A 22039-nucleotide genomic window follows, 5' to 3' on the forward strand; every position below is an offset into this window, starting at 1 on the left:
GACGCATGGCGGATGCTGTATGTACAACTGAAAACGATGCCCCACCGGGTGGCCGGTGGGGCATCGTTTTCAGTCTAGAGAGAACGCAACTGATGTCGACTAGGCGACGGTCGCTTCTTGCGCTGCTTTTTCATCGCCGAGCGAGATCACACCGTAATCCCAACCGCGGCGACGGTAGACCACCGAAGGACGGTCGGTGTCTGCCTCGATAAACAGGAAGAAGTCGTGGCCGAGGAGCTCCATGTGGTCGACCGCCTCGTTGGCAGTCATGGTCTTAGGAGCAAAAACCTTCTCGCGGATCACGATCGGGTTGTAGACCTCGTAGTCGTCTTCGTTGGACTCGGCGCCGGCAACCGGTGCTGCCTTGCCAGAGACGACATCGATGATGCCGGTGTCTGCGGGAACGATGTCGAGGTCGGCAAAATCCCCTGCCGCAGCCTCGGCGAGGCTCTGCCCGCGGTGAGCCTTCTTCTTGTCTTTTGCGCGACGCAGACGTTCAACGAGCTTGTCCAGCGCGATGTCGAATGCGGCGTACTTGTCACCAGCCTCTGCCTCAGCACGGATCGTCGGGAAGGGACCGAAAATCGTGATTTCTACCTTGCCTCGATCAAGGTCATTACCGGCACGGTCAGTACGCTTCTTGACCTTGACTTCGACAGACTGGGCGCGACCGGAGAGCTGCTGCACCTTCGCAGTGACCTTTTCATCCGCATACTCACGGAAACGGTCCGGGATTTCAGTGTTGCGGCCGCTGATGGTGACGTCCATCTCACCCTCCTTTGTAGAAACTCGGGAGTAAGAGTTTCCGCCTACATCCCGAGCTGGAATGTGTTGTGTCCCAACATCATAGGCAAACCTTTCCTGGGCGTCCTTGAGAGTTCTCCGGGATGACATTTATAGAATTAATCCGTGTGGTATTTACGCTCCACGCGCGCAACTACCGCAGCTCCTATGACGATCGCACCGGCCGCTCGCAGTGCCCGCGTCGCTTCCGCGAGGGTCGCACCGGTGGTGAGCAGGTCATCCACCACCACGCAGCGTCGACCGCGCACCATCGGACTGGCCGCGAATGCGCCGTGCAGATTCTGCACTCGCGCCTGTCGATCGAGGCGGGATTGATCGGCGACCTTCCGCGCATGTCGAAGTGCCGCGACCGGTCGGGATTTCGGCACCGCTCGTTCGAGCAGCAATTGGATGTGGTCATAGCCGCGCCGCGCGCGAGCCAGTTTTGTTGAGGGCACCGGGATAAGTAACAGGGGCTCATCGCTTCGCGCAGTCGAAGCTACACCCGAGCCGTCCTCGGTGCGCACGAGTGTCCCGATTCGCCGCAGCGAGATGCGTAATAGTGAGGACAGTTCTTTGGCGAGGTCCGCCCGCCCACGTTCCTTAAACGAATCGAGCACGGTCTGCAGCTCCGGTACATAGGGCATCGCCGAGATCACTCGCAGCTCTAAGTCCGGAAACTCATCGAGGCCCGGGTCAACCGCGCAACCCAGGGCATCCAGACACTCGCGGCACAGCCGCGTATCCGAGGCTCCGCAACCGCCGCAGCTGACCGGGAAAAGGGTCGCCAGCGCGTCGCGAAGTGGCTGGAGTTTCGGGAGCACCCCACCAGTGTGCGCGAAATGATCGCAGCCGGGCCTCAAGCGTCCACAGGCCCAAGCCGTGGGCAGCGGGCCTGTGGATAACGACGACTACACCTGCGCGTACAGGAAGGTGACCACCACGTCTGAGGCCTGCCAACGCGTCCCCCGCGGCGCGTAGAGCGTGCCTTGACGGTCAATCACACGCATCCCGGCGAGGGTGTTCGAGCCCGCCGTCTGCATCGCCGAGGGAATACTGCCGAGTGTCGTGAAGTTGCCACCGACCTGGTAGAGACGCACATCGGTGGTGCCCTCACCGCTTGAAATCAACATTGCTACCGAGGTCGAATCAACCCAGGCCACATCGTTTGGTTCTTCCCCGGGAAGGTCCATGATCAGCGGATCACCAAGCAGGATGGGGGTACCCGATTCGTCGCGAACAATCGGTGCGATGGCCAATTCCACACCGTCGCTCGTTTCGTAGAGAAACGCGATGCGGGTGCCGTCTCGGGAGACTTGATGGGAGACGAACTCTGGTGAAATACCCTGCGGCAAGCGAATCTCGAAGGTGTGATAGTCACCAATTTTCGTGAGATACAAGCCGGTATCTGTGGTGGATTGCGTCCACACCCAGTCCCAATTATCGAGCGCGGGTTCCACCTGGCCGCCACGTCCGTCAATGAACGTGGCCTGCGCATCCCCAAAGCTCATCGCATAGGTGCCGTTATCGGTGAGCAGCGCCACCGTTTGGCGCGAGGCCGAGAGGGCGCCGCGAATCGGCTCAAGACGCTCAACTTCGGCAAGCACATTTTCGGAGCCGTCCGGCGGCGTGATTGCGCCGCCGCTGAGGTACCCAAGGGTGTTGCCCTGTTGTACCAGTGGTGAGGAATTCACCTGCGGCGACGTAATTACGGTATCCGCCGAGGGCAGGGATACGTCAAGCCTGGCGCCGTTGACCTGCATCTCAATCGAGGACACTTCCGGGAACGCGGTAAGCGTCTGTTCCAACTGCAACCGCATGAGCGACAGCGCGCTCGCTGAGGTATTCGAGACGGCCTCAGAAAAATTGACCACGGCGGTCGTGCCGTTGAGCCGCACCGAAGACATCAGCGCCGCGCCCTCGGGGAACGCCGAAGTGACCGCATCGCCGGGAAGCATCCACTCCGCGGGGCCTGCGAGGAGCTCTTCCACCGCACGAGTCAGATTGCGGGTGTCATCTGGGAACCAGCGCAAGTCCGGCGAAGTGAACCGCTGCTGACCGTCAAAGAAGACCAGCGTGTGGGATTCAAAGAGGTCCGCAAAAGCTTGCTGGATCAGCACGATCCCATCTGGCAGCTCAGAAATTCGCCATTCGCCGTCCACTTGGACGAGTGAAAATTCAAGGGTCGCGGCGCTCGATTCCACCGACTCTCGATACACCCCGTGCCGGTCCACCTCACCGTATGTCGGCACCGACACCGTAATCTCGTCGCTCGTGCCAGCCTTCATCGAAGCCTGCCCGTCGCTGACGAGCACGCGCTGTTCTGGTGTCCAGGATTGCGCTGCGCTGTCAGTGAGGAATTCTCGGGCGATCGCGTAGTCATCTTGCGAACCGGTGCCGGCGTCGATGAACCCCTGCACGATCTCTTCCCGACTCGCTCCCGTCTCGGGTCCGGCCGGATAGTACCGAATGTCCTGAACCGTATCGTCTTCCTGCTGGTTCCCCTCCTGCACCGGCCCGGAGAGCGGAATCTGCGCGCAGGCCACCAGCACAATCACCAAGAATGCGCCGAGCCCGGCGACGAGGGATGCACGCAGCCGCTTCACTTTTCTTCTCCCTTCGCGGGTTTAGCACCGGAAGAATCGATCGGGAAGCCACCGGTATCAGGGTCGGTTTCAGCGCGATATTCCCAGCGGCCCTCCCCCAAATCACCGAGCATTGGCAGATCAATCGGCTGGGTCTCCATCCCCTGATCGTCGAAGGGGTTGACCAAACCCTCGCTCGCATCCGCGGTGTAAGTGTGCGCCCCGGCATCTTCCGGAACCAGAGGCAGCGGCGAAGAAACGATCTGTTCATCCACGTGGCGAGGCAGCGTGAGTCGGAAGTTGGAACCGAGCTCCGGCACCGACCACAACTCGAGTCGACCGTTGTGCAGTTGTGCGTCTTCTTGCGAGATTGCCAGCCCCAGACCCGAGCCACCCATGGTGCGCTTTCGTGAGGGATCCGCGCGCCAGAACCGTGAAAACACCTGAGATTGCTGTTCGTCCGTCATTCCCACGCCGTAGTCACGCACCGAAATCGCCACGGCGGTCGCATTCGCATCGACCGACACGACAATGGGTTTACCTTCACCGTGCTCGATCGCATTGGCGACCAGGTTTCGGACTACTCGGTTCACGCGTCGCTCATCGAACTCGGCCTCGATGCTCGCCGAGGTGGCGCGCAGGATGAGTGCTTCGCCCTGCTCCGCCGCCACCTGGGTCATGGTTTCAATGACGTCTTCAGCGAGGTGCGTAAGGTCATTTGGCTTGCGCAATAGCTGCACCGCACCGGCGTCATAGCGGGAAATTTCCAGCAGGTCCGCAAGCAGCAGTTCGAAGCGCGCGATCTGGTCTTGCAGCAGTTCCGCCGAGCGAGCCACGGTCGGGTCGAGGTCGTCTTTACGCGTGTACACGATGCCGGCCGCGAGTCGAATAGTGGTTAGTGGCGTACGCAGTTCGTGCGACACATCCGATACGAATCGCTGCTGCACCTTCGAGAGATCCTCCAGCTGCTCAATTTGCCGCTGCAGGTTATCGGCCATGTCATTGAAGGAACGTGCCAGGGTCCCGATATCGTCATTGCCGCGTTCGGGGATGCGCTCCTCCAGATGCCCGGAGGCGAGGCGCCGCGAGGTGCGAGCGGCCACACGAATCGGTCGAATCACGGCGCGCATGATGCCGCCGACGATTGCACCAACCATCAACACGAGGATGGCCATGGAGATTGTCAGCGTGCGCTGCACGAAGTCGAGTGTGTCTTGCGATGGCTGCATCGAATACACGAGGTAGAGCTCGTACGTGCCCGCGGAAGGCACACTCACCGTCGAGCCGACCACGAGCCCGGGTTCCACCCGGCCATCCTCACGTTCGAGTGCCACCGACTGATAGACCACGGTGCCGGGGTCCTCTTGGAGGGCTGTCCGCATTGCGTCGCTGACGAGCCCGGGTGGCACATCCGCCGAAGCAATGTCCTGCAGTGCGGCGCTACCCGCGCTGGAACTCTCGGCACGGTAGAAGGCGTAGCCGCTCGCGTTTGGGGCCCGCGCAATGGCCGCATCCAGGGCTTCTTTTCGAAGCGCAGTGATAGCGAGCTCGTCGGTTTCCAGACCCTGGTCAAATGTTGCCTGGGCGCTGCTGACCGCATGATCAGCCTCTTGCAGCGCCTGATTCGTGCGACTCGCATCCAGGTCGCGCGCGATGGTATTCCCCATCACAATCGCGACGATCACTACCGTCGCGGTGGTCAGCACCACGGCGATTAGGGTCGTACGAAATGGCAGCGAGGTGCTCCACATATAGCGGATGTTGGCGATGAGACCACTCGGGCGCCACCATTTTCCGGGCAGGGCTTCGCCTCGCCCAAAATCATCTTCATCGCTTGTGAAACTCGGGGAGAGGGTGATCGACTCCACCTCGTTATCCGGCTCCCGCCGGGAGTCTCGAAATCGCTGCAGCCAGGATTGCGGCATACGCTACGCGGGGGTGTGCCCGGCGCGGTAGCCGACGCCCCGCACCGTGGCCACGATCTTCGGCTGGTCCGGGTCGATCTCGACCTTCGCGCGTAACCGCTGCACGTGCACGTTCACCAGGCGAGTGTCGGCCTTGTACTGGTAGCCCCAGACCTGCTCAAGCAGCTCTTCGCGGCTAAAGACTTTGTTCGGGGTGGATGCGAGCGTCAGCAGCAGATCGAATTCCAGCGGCGTGAGGTTGATGGATTCATCGCCTCGCAACACTTCGTGCGCCGCGACGTTAATGGTGAGGTCACCGACGCGAATCATTTCGGTGTTCTCCGTCGGCGTTGAGCGCAGACGGGTCTTGATGCGTGCGATCAGCTCTTTCGGGTTGAAGGGCTTCACGATGTAGTCATCGGCACCTGCTTCAAGCCCTCGTACGACATCGGTCGTGTCAGACTTCGCGGTCAACATAATGATGGGAACGCCTGACTCGGCTCGGATACGGCCACAGATTTCGATGCCGTCCATGCCGGGCAACATCACATCGAGTAGCACGAGGTCCGGGTCGACTTCGCGAAACCGGTCCACAGCTTTGGCACCGTCGGCGCAGAATTCCGGCTCATACCCTTCGGCACCCAGAACGATGCCGATCATTTCAGCGAGAGCGGTGTCGTCGTCAACTACCAGAATCTTCTCGGACAAGCCGGCTCCCTTTCGTCTAAGCACACTTCGAATGGTGCGCGGTAACGATATTGCCGTATCGAAACCCGCCCTACCTCATGCCAGAGTACCCTGTTGCTCCCTCCGAACGTGTGAGCTTGGCGCCGTGTACAGAGGTGTATGCAACGATGAACTGGTGACAGATCAGTACCCAGGCCAGCCCGGACCCCAGCCGTACCCGCAGCAGCAACCTTTCCCAGGTGGCGCCGCATCTTGGGACTACGAGTCCACTGGCTCGCAGGGCCCCACCCAACCGTCAAATGGTTGGACCCCTGCCCCGAAAGCCGGACTGATCCCACTGCGCCCCCTATCGTTTGGGGAAATCTTCGGCTCTACCTTCAAGCTGTTGCGTGTGAATGCTGGCATTTCCATCGGCTCCGCGCTCGTTGTGCAGGGTATTACCGCACTCCTTGCCGCCGGGCTGCCGATCCTCGTGGGGGTGTGGGCGTCGAACCGCATCATCATGGCCGGTTCGGAGGATGCCGCGCTATTGAACTCGGCCCTGCCCGGCTGGCTCTTGCTGTCGATTCTGCCGGGAATCATCGTGTCCCTCATTGGCTCGGCACTGCTACAAGTCGTGATCGTGCAGGTTGTGGCCAAGGGCATCCTGAGTCAGAAAGCCAAATTGGGCGAGACGCTCAATTTTGGCTGGTCCCGCTTTTGGCCCATCCTCGGATTCTTCGGGCTCTACTTCGCGGTGATCCTGGTGGCCTCGGTCATACTCGGATTGCTGATTGCGCTCGCCGTCTGGCTTGGCACAAGTGACAGTGGTGTCGGGATGCTGCTGGTGATCCTGCTGACCATTCTGCTCGGGCTTGGATTCTTCGTGGCCGCTGTGTGGATCGGCACCAAACTCACCTTTGCGATGCCCGCGATCGTGCTGGAGAAGCTCGGTCCAATCCAGTCGATTCGTCGCTCCTGGAAGCTTTCGAACGGCTATTTCTGGCGTACCTTCGGCATTCTGCTGCTGCTGCAGGTCATCATCCAAACGATGTCGCAAGTGGTGGGCGGCGCGATCAGCCTCGTGATGAGCATTATCCCGGCGTTCATCACCCCAACGGGTGACATCGCGGAAGGACAAGAGGGTGGCTTCATTGCGATCATGATCGTGCTGCTGGGGATTTCCTTGCTGCTGTCAGTCCTGATCGCTGCGGTCGGGCAGGTACTCGTGACCGGTAACGCGGCCATTATGTACACCGACCTGCGGATGCGTAAGGAAGGTCTAAACATCCACCTGCAAGGTGCTGCCGAAGCGTATGCGGAAGGTCGCGAACCGGAGCAGAACCCGTGGCTCGCGCCCGACCTCGGTCCCCTGCCAAAGCCCGAACCCTATGGCGCTCCCGCCTACCCAATGGGATATCAGGCGCCAGTCCAAGGGACGCCAGGATACGGGGCGCCCGGCTATGGGGCGCCTGGTTATGGCGGTCCGAGCTACCCGGCTCAGCCCGGTTACGGCTCCGGGCAAGGCGGTTACGGGCAGTCTGACCTCAGCCAGGGTGGCTACGAGCAGAGTGGCTACGGTCAGGATGCTCCTGAGCAGAGCCCTTATGGCCAGGGTGGCTATGGACAGGGCGGCAATACTGACAACCCGTCGACCGGTGGCACGCGCGAGTGATGTCGCTGCAGCTTGTGATATTTGGGAGACTCGGCCAGGGCATCCCTGTTTTGCGCGCGAACGAACCTCCGCTCGAACCCGATGAGGACACCGCGCGAAACTGGCTAATCGAGGAACTCGCGAAGCCGGAATACCAGAACGCGAAGCCCAACCCGATTGACGTCTTTTTCAACAAGCTCTGGGACTGGATCGCTTCCCTATTTACCGTGGACGGTTCGGGTGCCTTCGGCATTAACCCGGTGTGGATATTCGTCATTCTCGGTATCGTTGCGGTGGTTATTGTGGTGGCCATATTCGGCCGCCCCAAGGCAATCGCCCGTCGCCGAGCCGCAAACCAGTCGGTATTCCTTGAGGACGACAACCGCTCGGTGACAGAACTTCGTGCGGCCGCGGACGCCGCCGCGCGTGCGGAAGACTGGGCACTGGCCACCACCGAACGATTCCGTGCGATCAGCCGTTCACTCAGCGACCGCACGCTCATCTCGATGCGTCCTGGAACGACCGCGCAGGGGGTCGCGCAGGCTGCTGCCACGCCATTCCCGGATGAATTGCGAGCGCTCCGACAGGCAGCCAACGCCTTCGATGCGGTGCGCTATCTCGAGCGCGGTGCCAATGCCGACACCTACGCCTCCGTGCGAGATCTTGATCTCCGGATCGAAACGGCACGGCCCGCGACACTCATCCCCGTCGAAACGGTGGTGCGATGACCACGACCAATATCCAGCCGAAACCGGGGGCCGCGTCCGGGCCGATTGACTCTTCCGAGGCACAGCCGGAAGTCCGCGAAGCAATGAACGCCGCAGAGTCGCTCACTCCGGATGCGCGCCAGTGGTGGCAACGCAACCAGCGTTGGTTCTGGGGCACACTCATTCTGATCCTTGTCGGGCTCGTTACGATTGCAACGTTTGGCGGGCTCGCGCTGAATTCGAACCGCTTCCTTGACCCGACCTCCCCCGCGCCGAACGGCGCAAAAGGACTCGTCACCGTCATCGATAAGCACGGAGTGGATTTCTTCCACGCCGAAAATGTCGCAGACCTCGATTCCGCTCTCGCCGCATCCGGCACAAAAACACTCGTGGTCGAAGACCCGTATTACACGCTGCAGGATCAGGACTGGGCAGACCTGCTCGAGGTCGGGGCTGACCGGATCGTGGTGCTGACAAGCTCCTTCCCTTCGCAGGCGCTTAGCGGTGAGATTGCAGAATTCGAGGGCAATTACTCGCCCCGTACTGACGCCGACGGTGAAGTGATCAACGAGTCAATGCCGGACACCTTCGAGGCAACAGGTTGCCCGGGGAGCTTCGGCGAGAATGCCCCGAGCATCACCAATCTCGGCGGTCGCGAATTCGAACCGGCTCCGGATGCGCAGGGCTGCTATCAAGTCCGAGACGGCTATGCGCTCGTAATCGGTTCGGTCGAGACCTCGACCGGCAGCACAGAAATCGCGGTGCTCGGAGCGCAGCAGAACCTCACGAATGAATCGATCGTCAAGGACGCGAACGCCGCGATGGCGATCCAGCTCCTCGGATCGAATGAGCACCTGATCTGGTACACCGCTAATCCGGCCGACAACGCGGCAGACGGTGGCCCGACCTTCGGCTCTTATATTCCACAGTGGCTGCTGCCGGTGCTGCTGCTCATCTACCTCGCGGGCTTTGCCACGATCATCTGGCGCGGCCGCCGATTTGGGCCGCTGGTGACCGAACGCCTCCCGGTGACGGTCCCCGCGAACGAGACCCTCGAGGGCCGCGCCCGACTCTATGATGCGAGCAATTCGCGGCTACGCGCGCTCGACTCGATCCGCGTCGGTACCATCTCGAGACTTGCCGATCTGAGCGGCGTGGGCCCCGGTGCATCCACCGAAGAGGTCATCGCCGCCACCGCCGGCCTCGCTGGCGTACCGCGCGAACACGCGCACCGGGTGCTGCTCACGGGTGAACCGCAATCAGACCGGGAACTCGTCGACCTCGCCAATGCGGTAGCCGAGCTCGAACGACGCGTGCGCGCCACCACCGGCCGTTCAAAACCCACCAAACCTCACGTCCACAAGACCTCCGACCACACGAAACGAAAGCAGGGAAGCCAGCATGACGAATGAGATCCGCGCCAAACTCGGGCAGGTTCGCGCCGAGGTCGCGAAATCCGTCGTCGGTCAAGACCTCGCCGTTGAGGGGCTCGTGATCGCGCTGCTCTCGGGCGGCCACGTACTGCTCGAAGGTGTCCCCGGCACCGCAAAAACCCTGCTCGTGCGCACCCTCAGCCAGGTGCTCGAGCTTGACACCAAGCGGGTGCAGTTCACGCCGGACATGATGCCGGGAGACGTGACCGGATCACTCGTCTTCAACAACAAGATCGGTGATTTTGAGTTCCGCGACGGCCCGGTATTCACGAACCTTCTGCTTGCCGATGAAATCAACCGCACCCCGCCAAAAACCCAGTCTTCCCTGCTCGAAGCGATGGAAGAGCGGCAAGTTTCCGCCGACGGTGTCACCCGCCCGCTGCCAGCCCCGTTCATGGTCGCTGCGACCATGAACCCCATCGAATATGAGGGTACGTACACCCTGCCCGAGGCGCAGTTGGACCGATTCCTGCTCAAGCTGGTGCTCGATTTGCCGCCGCGTGACGCCGAGATCGAGGTGTTGCGTCGCCACGCGGGCGGGTTCAACCCGCGCGATCTGCAGGCGGCGGGGGTCCACAAGGTGCTCAGTGCGGAGGAGCTGCGCCAGGCGCAGACGGAGTCCCATGCCACGCGGGTGAGCGGCGATATTCTCGCGTACCTCGTCGATCTCGCCCGTGCGACTCGACAGTCACCCTCGGTACGCATGGGGGTCTCGCCGCGTGGTGCAACTGCACTGCTGAATACCGCCAAGGCCAGCGCGTATCTCTATGGCTATGACGCGGTCACGCCCGACCACGTGCAGCGCATGGTGATCCCCACCTGGCGCCACCGCCTCGCCCTCGAACCGGAAGCCGAAATCGAGGGCGTCTCGAGCGACTCGATTCTGCGCTCGATCATGCAACAGGTGCAGGTGCCAATCTAATAATGGCGATCAGCGGAATCTACGTCGGATTGCTGCTGGTGGGGATGCTGCCGATCATGCTTTTCGGCACTTCCCCCAGCAGTGCCTTCGGCATGCTCGGCCTGGTGGTCGGAATCTGGCTGCTGCTGGGCGCGGTCGACTGGCTGCTCGCGGCACCCGCACGGAAGGTTGCGCTCGAACGCGACTTGCCGGCACGCAGTCGCCTCGGTGAAGCGGTAACATCCACGCTGTATGTGACGAACCTCGGACCGCGGCACCTGCGCGCAGTCGTCCGCGACGGGTGGGAGCCCTCCGCCGGTGCACCGCGGATGCGCGAAAAGCTCAGTATTCCCGTCAGGGAACGCCGGTCGATTCACACGGTGTTACAGCCCTGGCGCCGCGGCGATCGTCGCAGCGAATTTGCGGTAGTCCGTTCCTGGGGTCCGATGCACCTGACCGCCCGCCAAGCCGTGCTGCGCGCACCCGGACGCGTGCGCATCCTGCCGCCGTTTAATGCGCGGAAGCACCTGCCCTCACGAATTGCCCGACTGCGCGAATTGGATGGTCAAACCACCCTGCAGGTGCGCGGCCAGGGTACCGAGTTTGACTCGCTGCGCGACTACGTGCGCGGTGACGATGTGCGCTCGATCGACTGGCGCGCGACCGCCCGCAAGCAGGAACTTGTCGTGCGCACCTGGCGCCCCGAACGAGATCGCCGGGTCATTATTGTGATCGACTCGGGCCGTACCGCTGCCGCCCGCATCGAAGATGAAACCCGGCTCGACACCGCAATCGAATCGGCGTTACTCCTCGCCGCCCTCGCCACCCGCGCGGGCGATCGAGTGGATTTGATCGCCTTCGACCAGCGCGTGCGAGCCCGCGTGCAGGGGTTCACCGGATCGGTGCTGCTTTCGCAAATTACCAATGCCATGGCGAACGTCGAACCCGAGCTGATTGAAATGAATTGGCAGGAGGTGCCCCGGCTCGTGCGCGAGGTCACTACGCACCGAGCTCTCGTCGTGCTCCTGTCCACCGCCGACAACTTCGGTACCTCGCGCGGGTTGCTCGAGATGCTGCCATCGATCACTCACCAACACCTGGTGATGGTGGCGTCCATCACTGACCCCGAAACTGCCGAACTTGCCGAGCAGCTCTCCGACCGGGACGAAGTGATGCGTGCAGCCGCGGCGGAACGAGCCATGTTCGACGCCGCGCAGGTGCGTCGCACCATGACTCGACTCGGCGCAGATGCGATCACCGCGACCCCCTACGAGCTGCCGCCGCGCGTGGCGGACCGGTACCTGGAGCTGAAAAAGGCCGGTCGGCTCTAGGCGTCCTGCGCACGCGAGAACCACTGCGTTAGTCCGCGTGGACACGCTGGTACCCGGCTTCTGACTCGCGCAGGTCGCCGTCGTGACCGGCGCGGTGCGCGCGCCTACCGAGGATGAGGGCGTACGCCAAATAGCTGCCCAGGGCGAGCGCGCCAATCCCGATCTTCACGGCCCATGGCCAGTCCTGTCGGGTCACGAAACCCTCGATGAGCCCGGAAATAAACAGGAAGATTGTGGTTCCGACCGCCACGATAATGAGCGTCCGTCCGGCACGCCCAACTGCTTCCATACGGGTGCGGTTGCCGGGCACCACGAACGACCAGAACACCGCAAACCCTGCCCCCGCGGCCACAAACACCATCGTGAGCTCGAGTAGACCGTGCGGGGCGATCCACAGGAAGAACACGTCGAGGTGCCCGAAGGAAGCCAGCAGCGCTGCCGAGGTGCCGAGGCTCACGGCGTTCTGAATAATCACCATGATCGGCCACACCCCCGTGATGCCGAAGGCAATACATTGCAAGGCGATATAGGCATTATTCGTGAATACCCGGGCAGCGAATGCCGACTCGGAATACTCCGAGTAGTAGTTGATGAAGTCTTCCTCCGCGAACTGCTTGAGCCCGGCCTCGGTGCCATAGAAGGACAGCAATTCGGGATTCGCCGCGTGCCACAGGTACGACAGCGCCGCAATGCCCACGGTGAGCACCGCGGCTGCGAGCGTCCACCAGCGCACTCGGTACAGCGAGGCGGGCAATTGCTCCACGAAAAACTCACGCAACACGAGCAGCGGATTGCGGCGAACGCGAGTGAAGCGCATCCGTGCCTGCGAAAGCGTGACCGACAGCGCGGTCGTCTCCGCGGTCTCTCCGTAGGTAGTTCGCAGTGCCGAGAGGTCGGTTGCCGCCGACTGATATCCCGCAATGAGTTCGTCGGATTCTGCACCATCAAGACTGCGTTTGCGCGCGAGATCGCGCAAACGCTCCCATTTGCCGCGGTGCGCTGTCGAGTACGCGTCGATATCCATGTGATGCAATGATTACATGATGACCTCCACGCCAGCGGCCAGCACCACGCACGAGGACGACGACATTGTCATTGGTGAGGGTGTTGCGCTGGGTGTCCCTGCCGCGGGGTTCGTGAGCCGCGCCGGATCCGCGATCATCGACGTCATTGTGGTCATGGGCGCATACATCGTGTCCGTCCTGGCATTGGGCTGGGTGCTCGAGACGTATATCGTCAGCACCGGAATTCGGCTCGAAGACGCGTGGTTCTTTGCCATTCAAATCACGTGGCTCGTGCTGTGGTTCATTTTTGTGCCGGTCGTTGTTGAGACACTCAGCCACGGTCGCTCGCTGGGGAAGCTTATTTTTGGCTTGCGGGTCGTGCGTGATGACGGTGGCGCGATCGGTTTTCGTCATGCGCTGATTCGCGGGCTGCTGGGGCTGCTGGAGATCTATGTCTCCTTCGGCGCGGTCGCGCTACTGACGGGACTCTTCAATGCTCGAGCGAAGCGTCTCGGCGACATGCTCGCGGGTACCTACGCGCAGCTCGAACGGGTAAAGCGTCCCCTCCCCCAAAACCTGCCATTGCCACCGGTATTGCAGGGTTGGGCGATGGTCGCTGATGTCTCCAAGCTCCCCGATCGGGTGGCTCGACGGATGCACGACTTCTTCATGCAGGCCGCTCGCCTTGATCCGCGGGCTCGGAAGCACCTTGCCGGAGTAGTGGCGCGACAGGTGCGGCCGTTCGTGCATCCAATCCCGGATGTGGATGCCGAGACCTTCCTACTCGGCGTCGCTGTGCTGCGACGTGATCGAGAATTGCAGGGCATCGTCGGCCGGCAGGCTCGCGTGGAGCGGCTCACCGCATCGCTCGACCAGTTGCCACACGCGTTTCCGTATCGCGGCTAGCTCGGCCCCACCGCGGACGTTTGCGCTTCTGGTCACGGCTTGCTGCGAACCGCCAAACAATCTCCTAGTTCGAAGGCTGTCGCTGTACCCGCAACAGCACGAGCGCCACAGCAAAGCAGCCGATGTAGGTGATCGCCACCGCGACCCATCCCATCGTGAACGTGCCGGTGAGATCCACGATCGTGCCGACGATGGCCGGGCCGAGTGAGAACCCGAGGTACATCCCCGCGGCCACAAGCCCCGAGGCGACGCCGATTCTCCCCTTGGGCGCCGCATCCACAATGCCCGAATTAATCACCACATTCGCGGCCAAGGGCAACACGGCATGGAACACCACGCCTAGCCACATCAAGGCGTCGATCTGTGTGCGCTCCGCGGCAACCAAGAATCCGAGCCCGACCACACCGCCGAGGCTCATCACGATAATCAGCGGCGCTGGCTTACCGAGCTTCCCGCTCACGCGCCCCCAACCGATACGGCTCAGGATGCCAAAGACACCAATCACCCCGAGCATCAACCCGGCAATGGTGATCGAATAGCCCATCGCATTTACCGCGAAGAGGGAGGCGAAGCCATTCACGCCCTGCGTACCCACCGCGTTCAGGAACGACACCACGGCAAAGAGCCACACCGCCAAGGGCATCTTCTTTGACTGCTTGGGTAACTCGATACTCGTGGTGATCGGCTGGGTATGCCCGGGCTTCGGCAGCCGTAGTCGGGAGATCACCACCCAGGACAGCACCAGCGCTGGCACAAGCACGGCGGCACCAACGAGTGCCGCGCCCCGCCAACCAGCTACCGCCGCAATGACTGGAAAGAGCAGCCCGGAAATCAGCATGCCCATCTGCACACCCGACTGTTTCCAGCCCATCCACGTGGAGCGCTGCTTGGTCGGCACCCGCGCGCCAATAATGCGGTTCGTGAGCGGGTTTGATAGTGACTGCGCGGGACCGGCAAGGAGTGCCGCAATAACCAAGACCCAATAGGCGTGGTAGCTCGCGCTCACGAGCATTGCGATCAGCGTGCCACCGATGATGATGGTGATTTGGATGCGCGCATCAATCCGATCGGCCAGGCGGCCGATAAACGCTGAGGTGATTCCCGCGCTCACAAAAATCAGCGTCAGTAAGAAGCCGTATTGACTCTCGGAGATCTCAAACTCTTCGAGGACGGTGGCGCTCAACGCGCTCAACGCAAAGTTGAAGACGGGACCAGCTGCCATCGCGATCATCAGGACGATGAGCAAAATTGCCGGTGCACGACGAGGCGCCTCGGGCGCGGGTACTGACATGAAGTTCAGCATATGCCCACGCGCCCGAGGCGCCTATCTGATGGCCTACCGGTTGAGACTTTCGGCCTTCAAATCCTTACTGACCGGCGTAGGGATCCGGCACAGCGGTGTACTTGGTGTAGAGGTACTCTTCGATACCTTCGAAGGAGCCTTCCTTACCCACACCCGACATCTTCACGCCACCGAACGGTGCCGCTGCGTTCGAGAGCACGCCGATGTTGAGCCCCATCATGCCCGACTCGATCGCGTCGATCATGCGCTGGCCGCGGTTGAAGTCCTCGGTGAAGACGTAGGACATCAGGCCGTACTCCGAAGAGTTCGCGAGCTTGACAGCTTCGGCTTCATCCTCGAACTGCACGATCGGCAGCACCGGACCAAAGATCTCGTCGGTCACAACCTGCGAGTCAAGGCTGACGTTGTTGAGCACGGTGGCCTCAAAGAAGAAGCCCTCACCGGTGCCACGGTTACCACCGATGACAACCTCGGCGCCCTTCGACTTGGCGTCCTCAACCATCTCGGCGACCTTGTTGACGGCCTTTTCTTCCACGAGTGGGCCGATGATGACGCCGTCTTCGGTACCGCGGCCCATCTTGAAGGAACCGACGCGCTCAGCAACCCGCTTGCTGAACTCGTCAGCAATCGACTTCTGCACGTAGATGCGGTTCGCCGCGGTGCAGGCCTGACCGATGTTGCGGAACTTCGCAGCGATGACGCCGTCCACAGCCTTGTCGAGGTCGGCATCTTCGAAGACAACGAACGGAGCGTTGCCGCCGAGTTCCATCGAGGTACGCAGAACCTTTTCGGCAGCCTGCTTCATGAGGTTCACACCAACCGGGGTCGAACCGGTGAAGGAGACCTTGCGCAGACGGTCGTCTTCCATGATCACGTTCGAGACACCGGCGGTGTCGCGAGTGGTGATGACGTTAATGACACCCTTGGGCAGGCCCACCTCTTCGAAGACCTTCACGAGATACAGGGTGGTCAGCGGGGTGAGGGATGCGGGCTTGACAACCACGGTGTTACCGGCGGCAAGTGCCGGACCGATCTTGCGGGTTGCCATCGCGAGCGGGAAGTTCCAAGGAGTAATCAGGAAGCAAGGGCCAACCGGGTGCTTCGACACGAGCATCCGTGCATTGCCCTCGGGAGTGGCGCCATAGCGACCAATCACGCGGGGACCCTCTTCGGCAAACCAGCGGAGGAACTCGGCACCGTAGTTCACTTCACCCTGAGCTTCCGGCAGCGGCTTACCCATTTCGATGGTCATCAGCAGTGCGAACTCATCACGCAGTTCGATGACACGCTCGAATGCTTTGCGGAGGATCTCCGAACGCTCGCGAGCCGGCGTACGTGCCCACGATTCTTTGACTGCCACTGCGGCGTCGAGTGCCGCAGTACCCTGCGCGGGAGTCGCGTTTGCAACGTGCGTCAACACCTTGCCAGTCGAGGGGTCAAGGACTGCGAACGGTTCGTTCTCACCGTCTACCCATTCGCCGCCAATGAACAGCTGCGTGGGGATCTTGGCAATGAGGTCGGCCTCATTTGGGAAGGTCATAACTGTGCTCCTCATGAATGATTCGTGTACGCGCGCTTCACGCGCCGTCGCGACTTCGCGCAACTTCGCACGATATAGAACGCTACACCCATCTCCCGGACAACTGTTTCATACAGTGGCACGAGATTCGGATGAATAATTGTGCATAGCGACTAGGAACGCGGGTACGAGTACCCGCAGTAACTGAACGTCGCCTAGGGGGGAACACGGCATCCCCCGAGGCAACAAGTGTATGTTGCCACATCGCGCTGTGGTCGCGCAGCAATAGTTCTGTCGAACTACAGAAGTCCGCCATTTTCTCCCTTGTCCGGATGACGCATTGGCGGCTCAATAGCAATAGTCTCTTGGGTATTACCCGGCGAAGTTTCCTTCCCGAATCCCTATCCCCTTCCCAACCAAAGGACTTCCATGACTTCGAAACTGCGCATCCCCGCATCCATTGCAGCCTTCGCTGCCGCGAGCCTGATGCTCGCAGGCTGTTCTCTGTTAGGAATCGGCGGCGGTGACGAGCCGGAGGAGACTCGCGGCGAACGAGGCGACAAGGTCGAGACGACCACCGAAGAGACGACCACCACCGAGACCGAGGAAGAGGAAGAGACCACCTTCCAGGAGCCCGATGACTCGGATGTCTTCGCACTCTCCGTAGGTGACTGCATCACCGACACCGATATGGAAAACACCGAGCTACAGACGGTCCCCACCGTCCCCTGCTCGCAGCCGCACACTTTTGAGGTTTACCACGACTTCGAGATCACCACGAGCGACTTCCCCGGTCAGGGCTCGGATGAACTGCTCGAGATCGTCTCCGACGGCTGCCTCGGCGATGCCTTTACTGACTTTGTTGGCAACGACTACAGCAGCTCCACCCTCGGCGTGATGTACCTCTCGCCGACTCAGGGCAGCTGGGACAACGGCGACCGGCTCGTGTCCTGCATGCTCTACGAAGGTGAAGGTTCGGGGAACGTCAGCACCGGCACCCTCGAAGGCTCCGGGCTCTAAGCAATTAGCCCTCTAGAACCCCAAGCGGGTCGAAGTCCGCGGAATCAACACGGCATTCCACGGTTCCTCGGCCTGCTTGTTGTTTCCCGCGCGTAACCAGGATGAGCCGAGTGTCGAGGTAGGCGGAGTGTGGTGAACTTACTGGGTGGCACAATTCACTCTTCGACAGCTCGAGTACCTCTCAGCAGTAGCCGAACACAGCAGTATTGCGGCAGCCGCGACGGCCCTGCACATCTCTGAGTCTGCCGTGGCCACCGCGCTCACCCAGCTCGAGAAGGCTGTTGACGCGACCCTACTCCTGCGCCGTCGGGCACACGGAGTGGCACTCACGATCGAGGGTGAACGTGCGGTGCGACTGGCTCGCAGTTTGCTTGCCTCGGCCGATGACCTCGTCGCCGAACTCTCCCCCGGCACCCTCACCGGCACAGTGCGGTTGGGATGCTATCCAACCCTCGCGCCTTCTGAGATGCCGCGGCTCGTGCGCATTCTCGAGGAAACCTATCCGGGACTACGGGTCGAAGTGGGCACGGCGCTGGCCGAAGGGCTCCACGATGGTGTCCGCAACGGGCACCTCGACCTGGCGATCGGCTATGGGCATCTCCTCGACGAAGACTTGCATCACGAAGTCCTGCACAGCCTGCAGCCCTATGTCGCGTTGCATCCGGATCACCGGCTCGCGGGGGAGGATGCGGTCCAGCTGCGCGATCTCGCGAACGAACCGTTTGTTCGCTACGACCGCTCGCCGAGTTGGGAGAATACCCAGGCGATTCTGGACGAAGCTGGCGTGAGTGTGGAAACCCGTTTCAAGACCGACGACTTCGAGCTCGCACGCTCCTTCGTCGGTGCCGGGCTCGGCTGGAGCCTGCTCGTAGTGCGTTCCTTCAGCGATAAGACGCGCGATGGCGCCACCATTGTGGAAAAGAAGATCACCCCGCCAGCATCCGCAGCCAATGTTGTCGCCTTCTGGAATTCCAGCCGTCCGCGCAGTCGAGTGGAGCCATTCCTCACGGCATTGCGGAAGTTGCATCCGCTGCCGTAGCACCTCACGCAACAGGGTTGATCGCAGCCCGCTGAGCACAACCCTGCTTAACGCAACACTGCCCTGGAAACCAGTTCCAGGGCAGTGTTGCGATTGCGTGCGCTACTTGATGTGACGGGTACCGGGAGCGTCCTCGGTACCGTGGTATTCGAGCATGATCGCTCGCGTCTCGGTGGGACGACGGTCGGGGTCGAAGAGCTCGTAGCGGCCAGATTCCTCGAACTCGATGTCGAGCGGAATCCCGCGACGGTCACGCAGCACGAGCGTGGCCGATAAGCCAAGTACGATCACCACGAGCAGGTAGAAGGAGACAGCCAGAGTCGTGTGGAATGCACCCACGAGTGCGGCCGCAATCGTCGGGGCGAATGCGCCACCAACGATGGCACCCAGCGCATAGGAAATCGATACGCCGGAGGTACGCACCGAAGCGGGGAAGGTCTCCGCATACCACGCCGCTTGCGGGCCGTAAGTGAGCCCCAAGCCGACGGAGAAGATGCACATACCGGCCGTCAGCCACAGCACGCTGCCGGTATCGACCAGCCAGAACAGCGGGAAGACCGTCAAAATCATCCACAACCAGCCGAACACGTAGGTGTTCTTGCGTCCGATCCAGTCGGACAAATAACCCGCAAACAGGGTTGCCAGCAACCAAATCACCGACGCGATAGTCACCGAATTCAGCACCGCGGTTCGGTCCATCGCGAGGGAGCCTGCGGGGTCCGTCGAGTAGTTCAGCAGGAAGCCACCGGTGATCATGTACCCCGAAGCGTTATTGCCCGCGAATACGAGCGCCAGCAGGACGACGAGCTTCCAGTGCTTCTTGAACAGCTCCAGCATCGGCATTTTCGTCTGCTTGCCCGCAGCCTGGATTTCCTGGAAGACCGGAGATTCATCCACCGACTGACGCACAACAAAGCCGACCACCACGAGGACGATCGACAGCAGGAACGGCACTCGCCAGCCCCACTCGTTGAACGCATCACCCGGCGAGATCACGCCAGACATGAGTGCGAGTACCGCCGTGGCGAGCAGCATACCCAGCGGCACACCGAGCTGCGGGTACATTCCGTAGCGGCCACGATTGTTCACTGGGGCATATTCCACCGCCATCAGTACCGCGCCGCCCCATTCACCACCGGCAGAAATACCCTGCAGGACGCGCAGCAGAATCAGCAGGATCGGTGCCCAAACGCCAATCGAGTCGTAGGTGGGCAGCAAACCAATGAGCGTCGTCGCGGCACCCATGAGCACGAGCGTGATCACCAGCATGAGCTTGCGGCCAAGTTTGTCACCGTAGTGCCCAACCAGCGCCGCACCGAGCGGTCGGAAGAGGAAGGAGATACCAACCGTAAGGAACGTGATGATCTGGCCCAGCGTGCCACCAACCGGCTCAAAGAAGAGCTGGCTGAACACAAGACCGGCTGCGTTCGCGTAAATAAAGAAGTCGTACCACTCGACGGTGGTGCCGATGATGGTTGCTCCTGCCACTCGCCGACGCTGGGCGGCGGTCAATTGTGGTTTGGCTTCAGTAGTCATTACCCCTATGTCTCTCTCAACAACGAGAATGCGCTCGACTGCGAGCGCGCTCGTTAACTCTACAAGCAATTCCCGACTAGATATACAGTTTCATATATCTTCTCAGATTGCTCACCCAAACGAGTGCGCTCGCAGTCAGGCACCGATAGGGGTCACACGGTGCCTCAGCGCGTTAATTAGTCCGCGAGCAAGAAGTCCGCTCCCCGCTCGCCGATCATCACTGAGGGCGCGTTCGTGTTACCGGAAGGAACCGAGGGCATCACCGAAGCGTCGATCACCCGCACTCCCTCGAGCCCGCGCACCTTCAGCGTGCTCGGGTCAACCACGGCGAGTTCGTCCGTACCCATCCGCGCAGTGCCGACCTGATGGTGATACGTCACGCAGTTGTCCCTCACGTACTGGGCGATTTCCTCGTCGGTTTGCACTTCATTACCGGGGTAGACCTCGACGCTGCCCCATGCATCCACGATTGCAGGCTGCTTCGCAATCTCACGACATTGTTTGACCGAGGCGACCATGCTCGCAACGTCCTCGGGCGTCGACAGCAGCTGCGGGTCGAACAGCGCCGGCTCGGCAGGGTCGGCGCTGGCCAGTCGCAGGGTACCGCGCGAGGTCGGCTGCACCAGCCCAGCGTGGATGGTGAAGCTACTTTCCGGAGCTTCCATCCCCTCACTGAGCATGGGCACCATGAAGTAGATCGGCTGGGTGTCGGGCACATCGCTACCTTCGCGGAAGGTCGTGAAGTGGTGCAATTGGCTGATCGGTTCGCCGGGTTTCGGGGCCGGGACCTGCTGCTTATCGGCGTGCACAATGACCGGCGCGAGAATGTGGTCGTGGAGGTTCTCGCCGACGCCCGGCGCATCTAGCACGACATCGATCCCTATCTCTTCGAGGTGCTCTTTGGGGCCAACGCCCGAAAGCAGCAGGATGCGCGGGGTGTCGAGTGCGCCAGCCGAGAGGACGACCTCGTCACCGCGGAACTCTCGCGTCTCACCGTCAACAACCGCCTGGACTCCGACCACACGGTTCCCTTCAAAGAGGAGCCTGGTCACCCAGACACCGGTGTAGGCGTGCAGATTCGGATTCTCCAGTTCCGGGTAGACATAGGCACGGAAGGTGGATAGGCGCTTGCCGTCGCGAAGGTTGAGCTGCTCGTAGCCCACGCCCTCGCTGTCGGCACCGTTGTAGTCAGGGTTCGCTGGCACACCCGCCTGCACCGCCGCCTCGTGCAGCGACTCAAAGAGCGGATTTTTCTCGTAGTCGGAGACGATATCGAGCAGCCCATCCCGCCCGCGTAGGGCATCGTCACCGTGGTTCGTGTGCTCAATCTTCTTGAAATAGGGAGCAACATCCTGCCATGACCACCCCTGGGCACCTTCCTTTTCCCAGCGGTCGTAGTCAGCGTGAGCACCGCGCACCCAGATCACCGCGTTCAGCGAGTGCGAGCCACCCTGCACCTTGCCGCGGGGCCAGTGCAGTTTGCGGCCGGATGCGTGTTCCTGCGCGGTGGTGTAGTAGTCCCAGTCATCCTCACTGTGCCAAAGCTCCCCCATCCGACTCATGTCGTGAATCGCAGGGTTTTCGTCGGTGCGACCCGCTTCGAGCAGGGTGACCTCGTGCCCGGCGTCGAGAAGTCGGCGGGTGACCACCGAGCCTGCAGAGCCTGCTCCGACGACGATGTAGTGACGCGACATGCGGTTTCTCCTTTGAACGTGCTGTGTCCGTGCTGCCATTCTTTGCGAGTTCGC

18 protein-coding genes are annotated in these 22039 nt (G+C 61.5%); 8 read left to right on the forward strand and 10 right to left on the reverse strand.

Annotated elements, in window-relative coordinates:
* Positions 1-99: 99 nt before the first annotated feature.
* The 5 genes from hpf to mtrA all read right to left on the reverse strand — a co-directional run bounded on the left by hpf (position 100) and on the right by mtrA (position 5980).
* A complete protein-coding gene (gene hpf / locus F8O05_RS13075; RefSeq protein ID WP_158053199.1) occupies positions 100-768 on the reverse strand; it encodes a ribosome hibernation-promoting factor, HPF/YfiA family in 669 nt (222 codons plus the stop codon).
* A gap of 134 nt (positions 769-902) precedes the next feature.
* Positions 903-1607 (reverse strand): ComF family protein, encoded by a 705-nt coding sequence (locus F8O05_RS13080; RefSeq protein ID WP_158053200.1) that lies wholly within the window; start codon positions 1605-1607, stop codon positions 903-905.
* An 87-nt stretch (positions 1608-1694) separates the two neighbouring features.
* Entirely contained in the window at positions 1695-3389 is a 1695-nt protein-coding gene (locus F8O05_RS13085; RefSeq protein ID WP_158053201.1) for an LpqB family beta-propeller domain-containing protein, read from the reverse strand.
* On the reverse strand, positions 3386-5293 hold the full coding sequence (mtrB, locus tag F8O05_RS13090; protein ID WP_225735913.1) for an MtrAB system histidine kinase MtrB: 1908 nt from the start codon (positions 5291-5293) through the stop codon (positions 3386-3388). Before mtrB ends, F8O05_RS13085 begins: the two co-directional genes overlap by 4 nt.
* Before the next feature lie 3 nt (positions 5294-5296).
* Entirely contained in the window at positions 5297-5980 is a 684-nt protein-coding gene (gene mtrA / locus F8O05_RS13095) for an MtrAB system response regulator MtrA (protein ID WP_158053202.1), read from the reverse strand.
* 154 nt (positions 5981-6134) lie between these two features.
* Between mtrA and F8O05_RS13100 the strand changes: the two genes are divergently transcribed.
* Genes F8O05_RS13100 through F8O05_RS13120 form a run of 5 tightly spaced genes read left to right on the forward strand, consistent with a single transcriptional unit; the run spans position 6135 to position 11964 of the window.
* On the forward strand, positions 6135-7613 hold the full coding sequence (locus tag F8O05_RS13100) for a glycerophosphoryl diester phosphodiesterase membrane domain-containing protein (protein WP_192497191.1): 1479 nt from the start codon (positions 6135-6137) through the stop codon (positions 7611-7613).
* Positions 7613-8320 (forward strand): DUF4129 domain-containing protein, encoded by a 708-nt coding sequence (locus F8O05_RS13105; protein WP_158053204.1) that lies wholly within the window; start codon positions 7613-7615, stop codon positions 8318-8320. The genes F8O05_RS13100 and F8O05_RS13105 overlap by 1 nt, the downstream gene beginning before the upstream one ends.
* Positions 8317-9711, forward strand: a complete 1395-nt coding sequence (locus F8O05_RS13110) for a DUF4350 domain-containing protein (RefSeq protein ID WP_158053205.1) — start codon at positions 8317-8319, stop codon at positions 9709-9711. The genes F8O05_RS13105 and F8O05_RS13110 overlap by 4 nt, the downstream gene beginning before the upstream one ends.
* Complete coding sequence (locus tag F8O05_RS13115; protein ID WP_158053206.1) at positions 9701-10654, forward strand: AAA family ATPase; 954 nt, start codon at positions 9701-9703, stop codon at positions 10652-10654. Before F8O05_RS13110 ends, F8O05_RS13115 begins: the two co-directional genes overlap by 11 nt.
* A 2-nt stretch (positions 10655-10656) precedes the next feature.
* Positions 10657-11964, forward strand: a complete 1308-nt coding sequence (locus tag F8O05_RS13120) for a DUF58 domain-containing protein (RefSeq protein ID WP_158053207.1) — start codon at positions 10657-10659, stop codon at positions 11962-11964.
* A 28-nt stretch (positions 11965-11992) separates the two neighbouring features.
* Here F8O05_RS13120 and F8O05_RS13125 read toward each other — a convergent pair whose 3' ends face one another.
* Entirely contained in the window at positions 11993-12988 is a 996-nt protein-coding gene (locus tag F8O05_RS13125) for a stage II sporulation protein M (RefSeq protein WP_158053208.1), read from the reverse strand.
* Between the two features lie 16 nt (positions 12989-13004).
* Between F8O05_RS13125 and F8O05_RS13130 the strand changes: the two genes are divergently transcribed.
* Positions 13005-13874: an RDD family protein gene (locus tag F8O05_RS13130; protein ID WP_225735914.1), complete on the forward strand. Its 870-nt coding sequence runs from the start codon at positions 13005-13007 to the stop codon at positions 13872-13874.
* Between the two features lie 64 nt (positions 13875-13938).
* Here F8O05_RS13130 and F8O05_RS13135 read toward each other — a convergent pair whose 3' ends face one another.
* Both F8O05_RS13135 and F8O05_RS13140 read right to left on the reverse strand, forming a co-directional pair.
* On the reverse strand, positions 13939-15165 hold the full coding sequence (locus F8O05_RS13135; RefSeq protein WP_158053209.1) for an MFS transporter: 1227 nt from the start codon (positions 15163-15165) through the stop codon (positions 13939-13941).
* A gap of 76 nt (positions 15166-15241) precedes the next feature.
* Positions 15242-16717, reverse strand: a complete 1476-nt coding sequence (locus F8O05_RS13140) for an NAD-dependent succinate-semialdehyde dehydrogenase (RefSeq protein WP_158053210.1) — start codon at positions 16715-16717, stop codon at positions 15242-15244.
* A 408-nt stretch (positions 16718-17125) separates the two neighbouring features.
* Here F8O05_RS13140 and F8O05_RS13145 point away from each other — a divergent pair, with 408 nt between their 5' ends.
* Positions 17126-17716, forward strand: coding sequence for a septum formation family protein (locus F8O05_RS13145; protein ID WP_158053211.1), 591 nt, complete (start codon positions 17126-17128; stop codon positions 17714-17716).
* 145 nt (positions 17717-17861) lie between these two features.
* Positions 17862-18755 carry a LysR family transcriptional regulator gene (locus tag F8O05_RS13150; protein ID WP_158053212.1) on the forward strand — a complete coding sequence of 298 codons (894 nt, stop codon included), beginning with the start codon at positions 17862-17864 and terminating at the stop codon, positions 18753-18755.
* A gap of 102 nt (positions 18756-18857) precedes the next feature.
* On the opposite strand, the gene F8O05_RS13155 is transcribed toward F8O05_RS13150, so the two are convergent.
* Both F8O05_RS13155 and F8O05_RS13160 read right to left on the reverse strand, forming a co-directional pair.
* A complete protein-coding gene (locus F8O05_RS13155) occupies positions 18858-20291 on the reverse strand; it encodes an MFS transporter (RefSeq protein ID WP_158053213.1) in 1434 nt (477 codons plus the stop codon).
* 176 nt (positions 20292-20467) lie between these two features.
* A complete protein-coding gene (locus F8O05_RS13160) occupies positions 20468-21985 on the reverse strand; it encodes a GMC family oxidoreductase (protein WP_158053214.1) in 1518 nt (505 codons plus the stop codon).
* Positions 21986-22039 lie beyond the last annotated feature (54 nt).

Origin of the sequence: Gulosibacter chungangensis, from assembly GCF_008831155.1 — a bacterium.
In the GTDB taxonomy this organism is placed as follows: domain Bacteria; phylum Actinomycetota; class Actinomycetes; order Actinomycetales; family Microbacteriaceae; genus Gulosibacter; species Gulosibacter chungangensis.

Excerpts from the sequence above, each read along its gene's own strand:
- F8O05_RS13140 (WP_158053210.1), bottom strand. The coding sequence starts at position 16,717 with ATGACCTTCCCAAATGAGGCCGACCTCATTGCCAAGATCCCCACGCAG.
- F8O05_RS13130 (WP_225735914.1), top strand. The coding sequence starts at position 13,005 with ATGATGACCTCCACGCCAGCGGCCAGCACCACGCACGAGGACGACGAC.
- F8O05_RS13160 (WP_158053214.1), bottom strand. The coding sequence starts at position 21,985 with ATGTCGCGTCACTACATCGTCGTCGGAGCAGGCTCTGCAGGCTCGGTG.
- F8O05_RS13125 (WP_158053208.1), bottom strand. The coding sequence starts at position 12,988 with ATGGATATCGACGCGTACTCGACAGCGCACCGCGGCAAATGGGAGCGT.
- F8O05_RS13115 (WP_158053206.1), top strand. The coding sequence starts at position 9,701 with ATGACGAATGAGATCCGCGCCAAACTCGGGCAGGTTCGCGCCGAGGTC.
- F8O05_RS13145 (WP_158053211.1), top strand. The coding sequence starts at position 17,126 with ATGACTTCGAAACTGCGCATCCCCGCATCCATTGCAGCCTTCGCTGCC.
- F8O05_RS13105 (WP_158053204.1), top strand. The coding sequence starts at position 7,613 with ATGTCGCTGCAGCTTGTGATATTTGGGAGACTCGGCCAGGGCATCCCT.
- mtrB (WP_225735913.1), bottom strand. The coding sequence starts at position 5,293 with ATGCCGCAATCCTGGCTGCAGCGATTTCGAGACTCCCGGCGGGAGCCG.
- hpf (WP_158053199.1), bottom strand. The coding sequence starts at position 768 with ATGGACGTCACCATCAGCGGCCGCAACACTGAAATCCCGGACCGTTTC.
- F8O05_RS13155 (WP_158053213.1), bottom strand. The coding sequence starts at position 20,291 with ATGACTACTGAAGCCAAACCACAATTGACCGCCGCCCAGCGTCGGCGA.
- F8O05_RS13120 (WP_158053207.1), top strand. The coding sequence starts at position 10,657 with ATGGCGATCAGCGGAATCTACGTCGGATTGCTGCTGGTGGGGATGCTG.
- F8O05_RS13135 (WP_158053209.1), bottom strand. The coding sequence starts at position 15,165 with ATGTCAGTACCCGCGCCCGAGGCGCCTCGTCGTGCACCGGCAATTTTG.
- F8O05_RS13110 (WP_158053205.1), top strand. The coding sequence starts at position 8,317 with ATGACCACGACCAATATCCAGCCGAAACCGGGGGCCGCGTCCGGGCCG.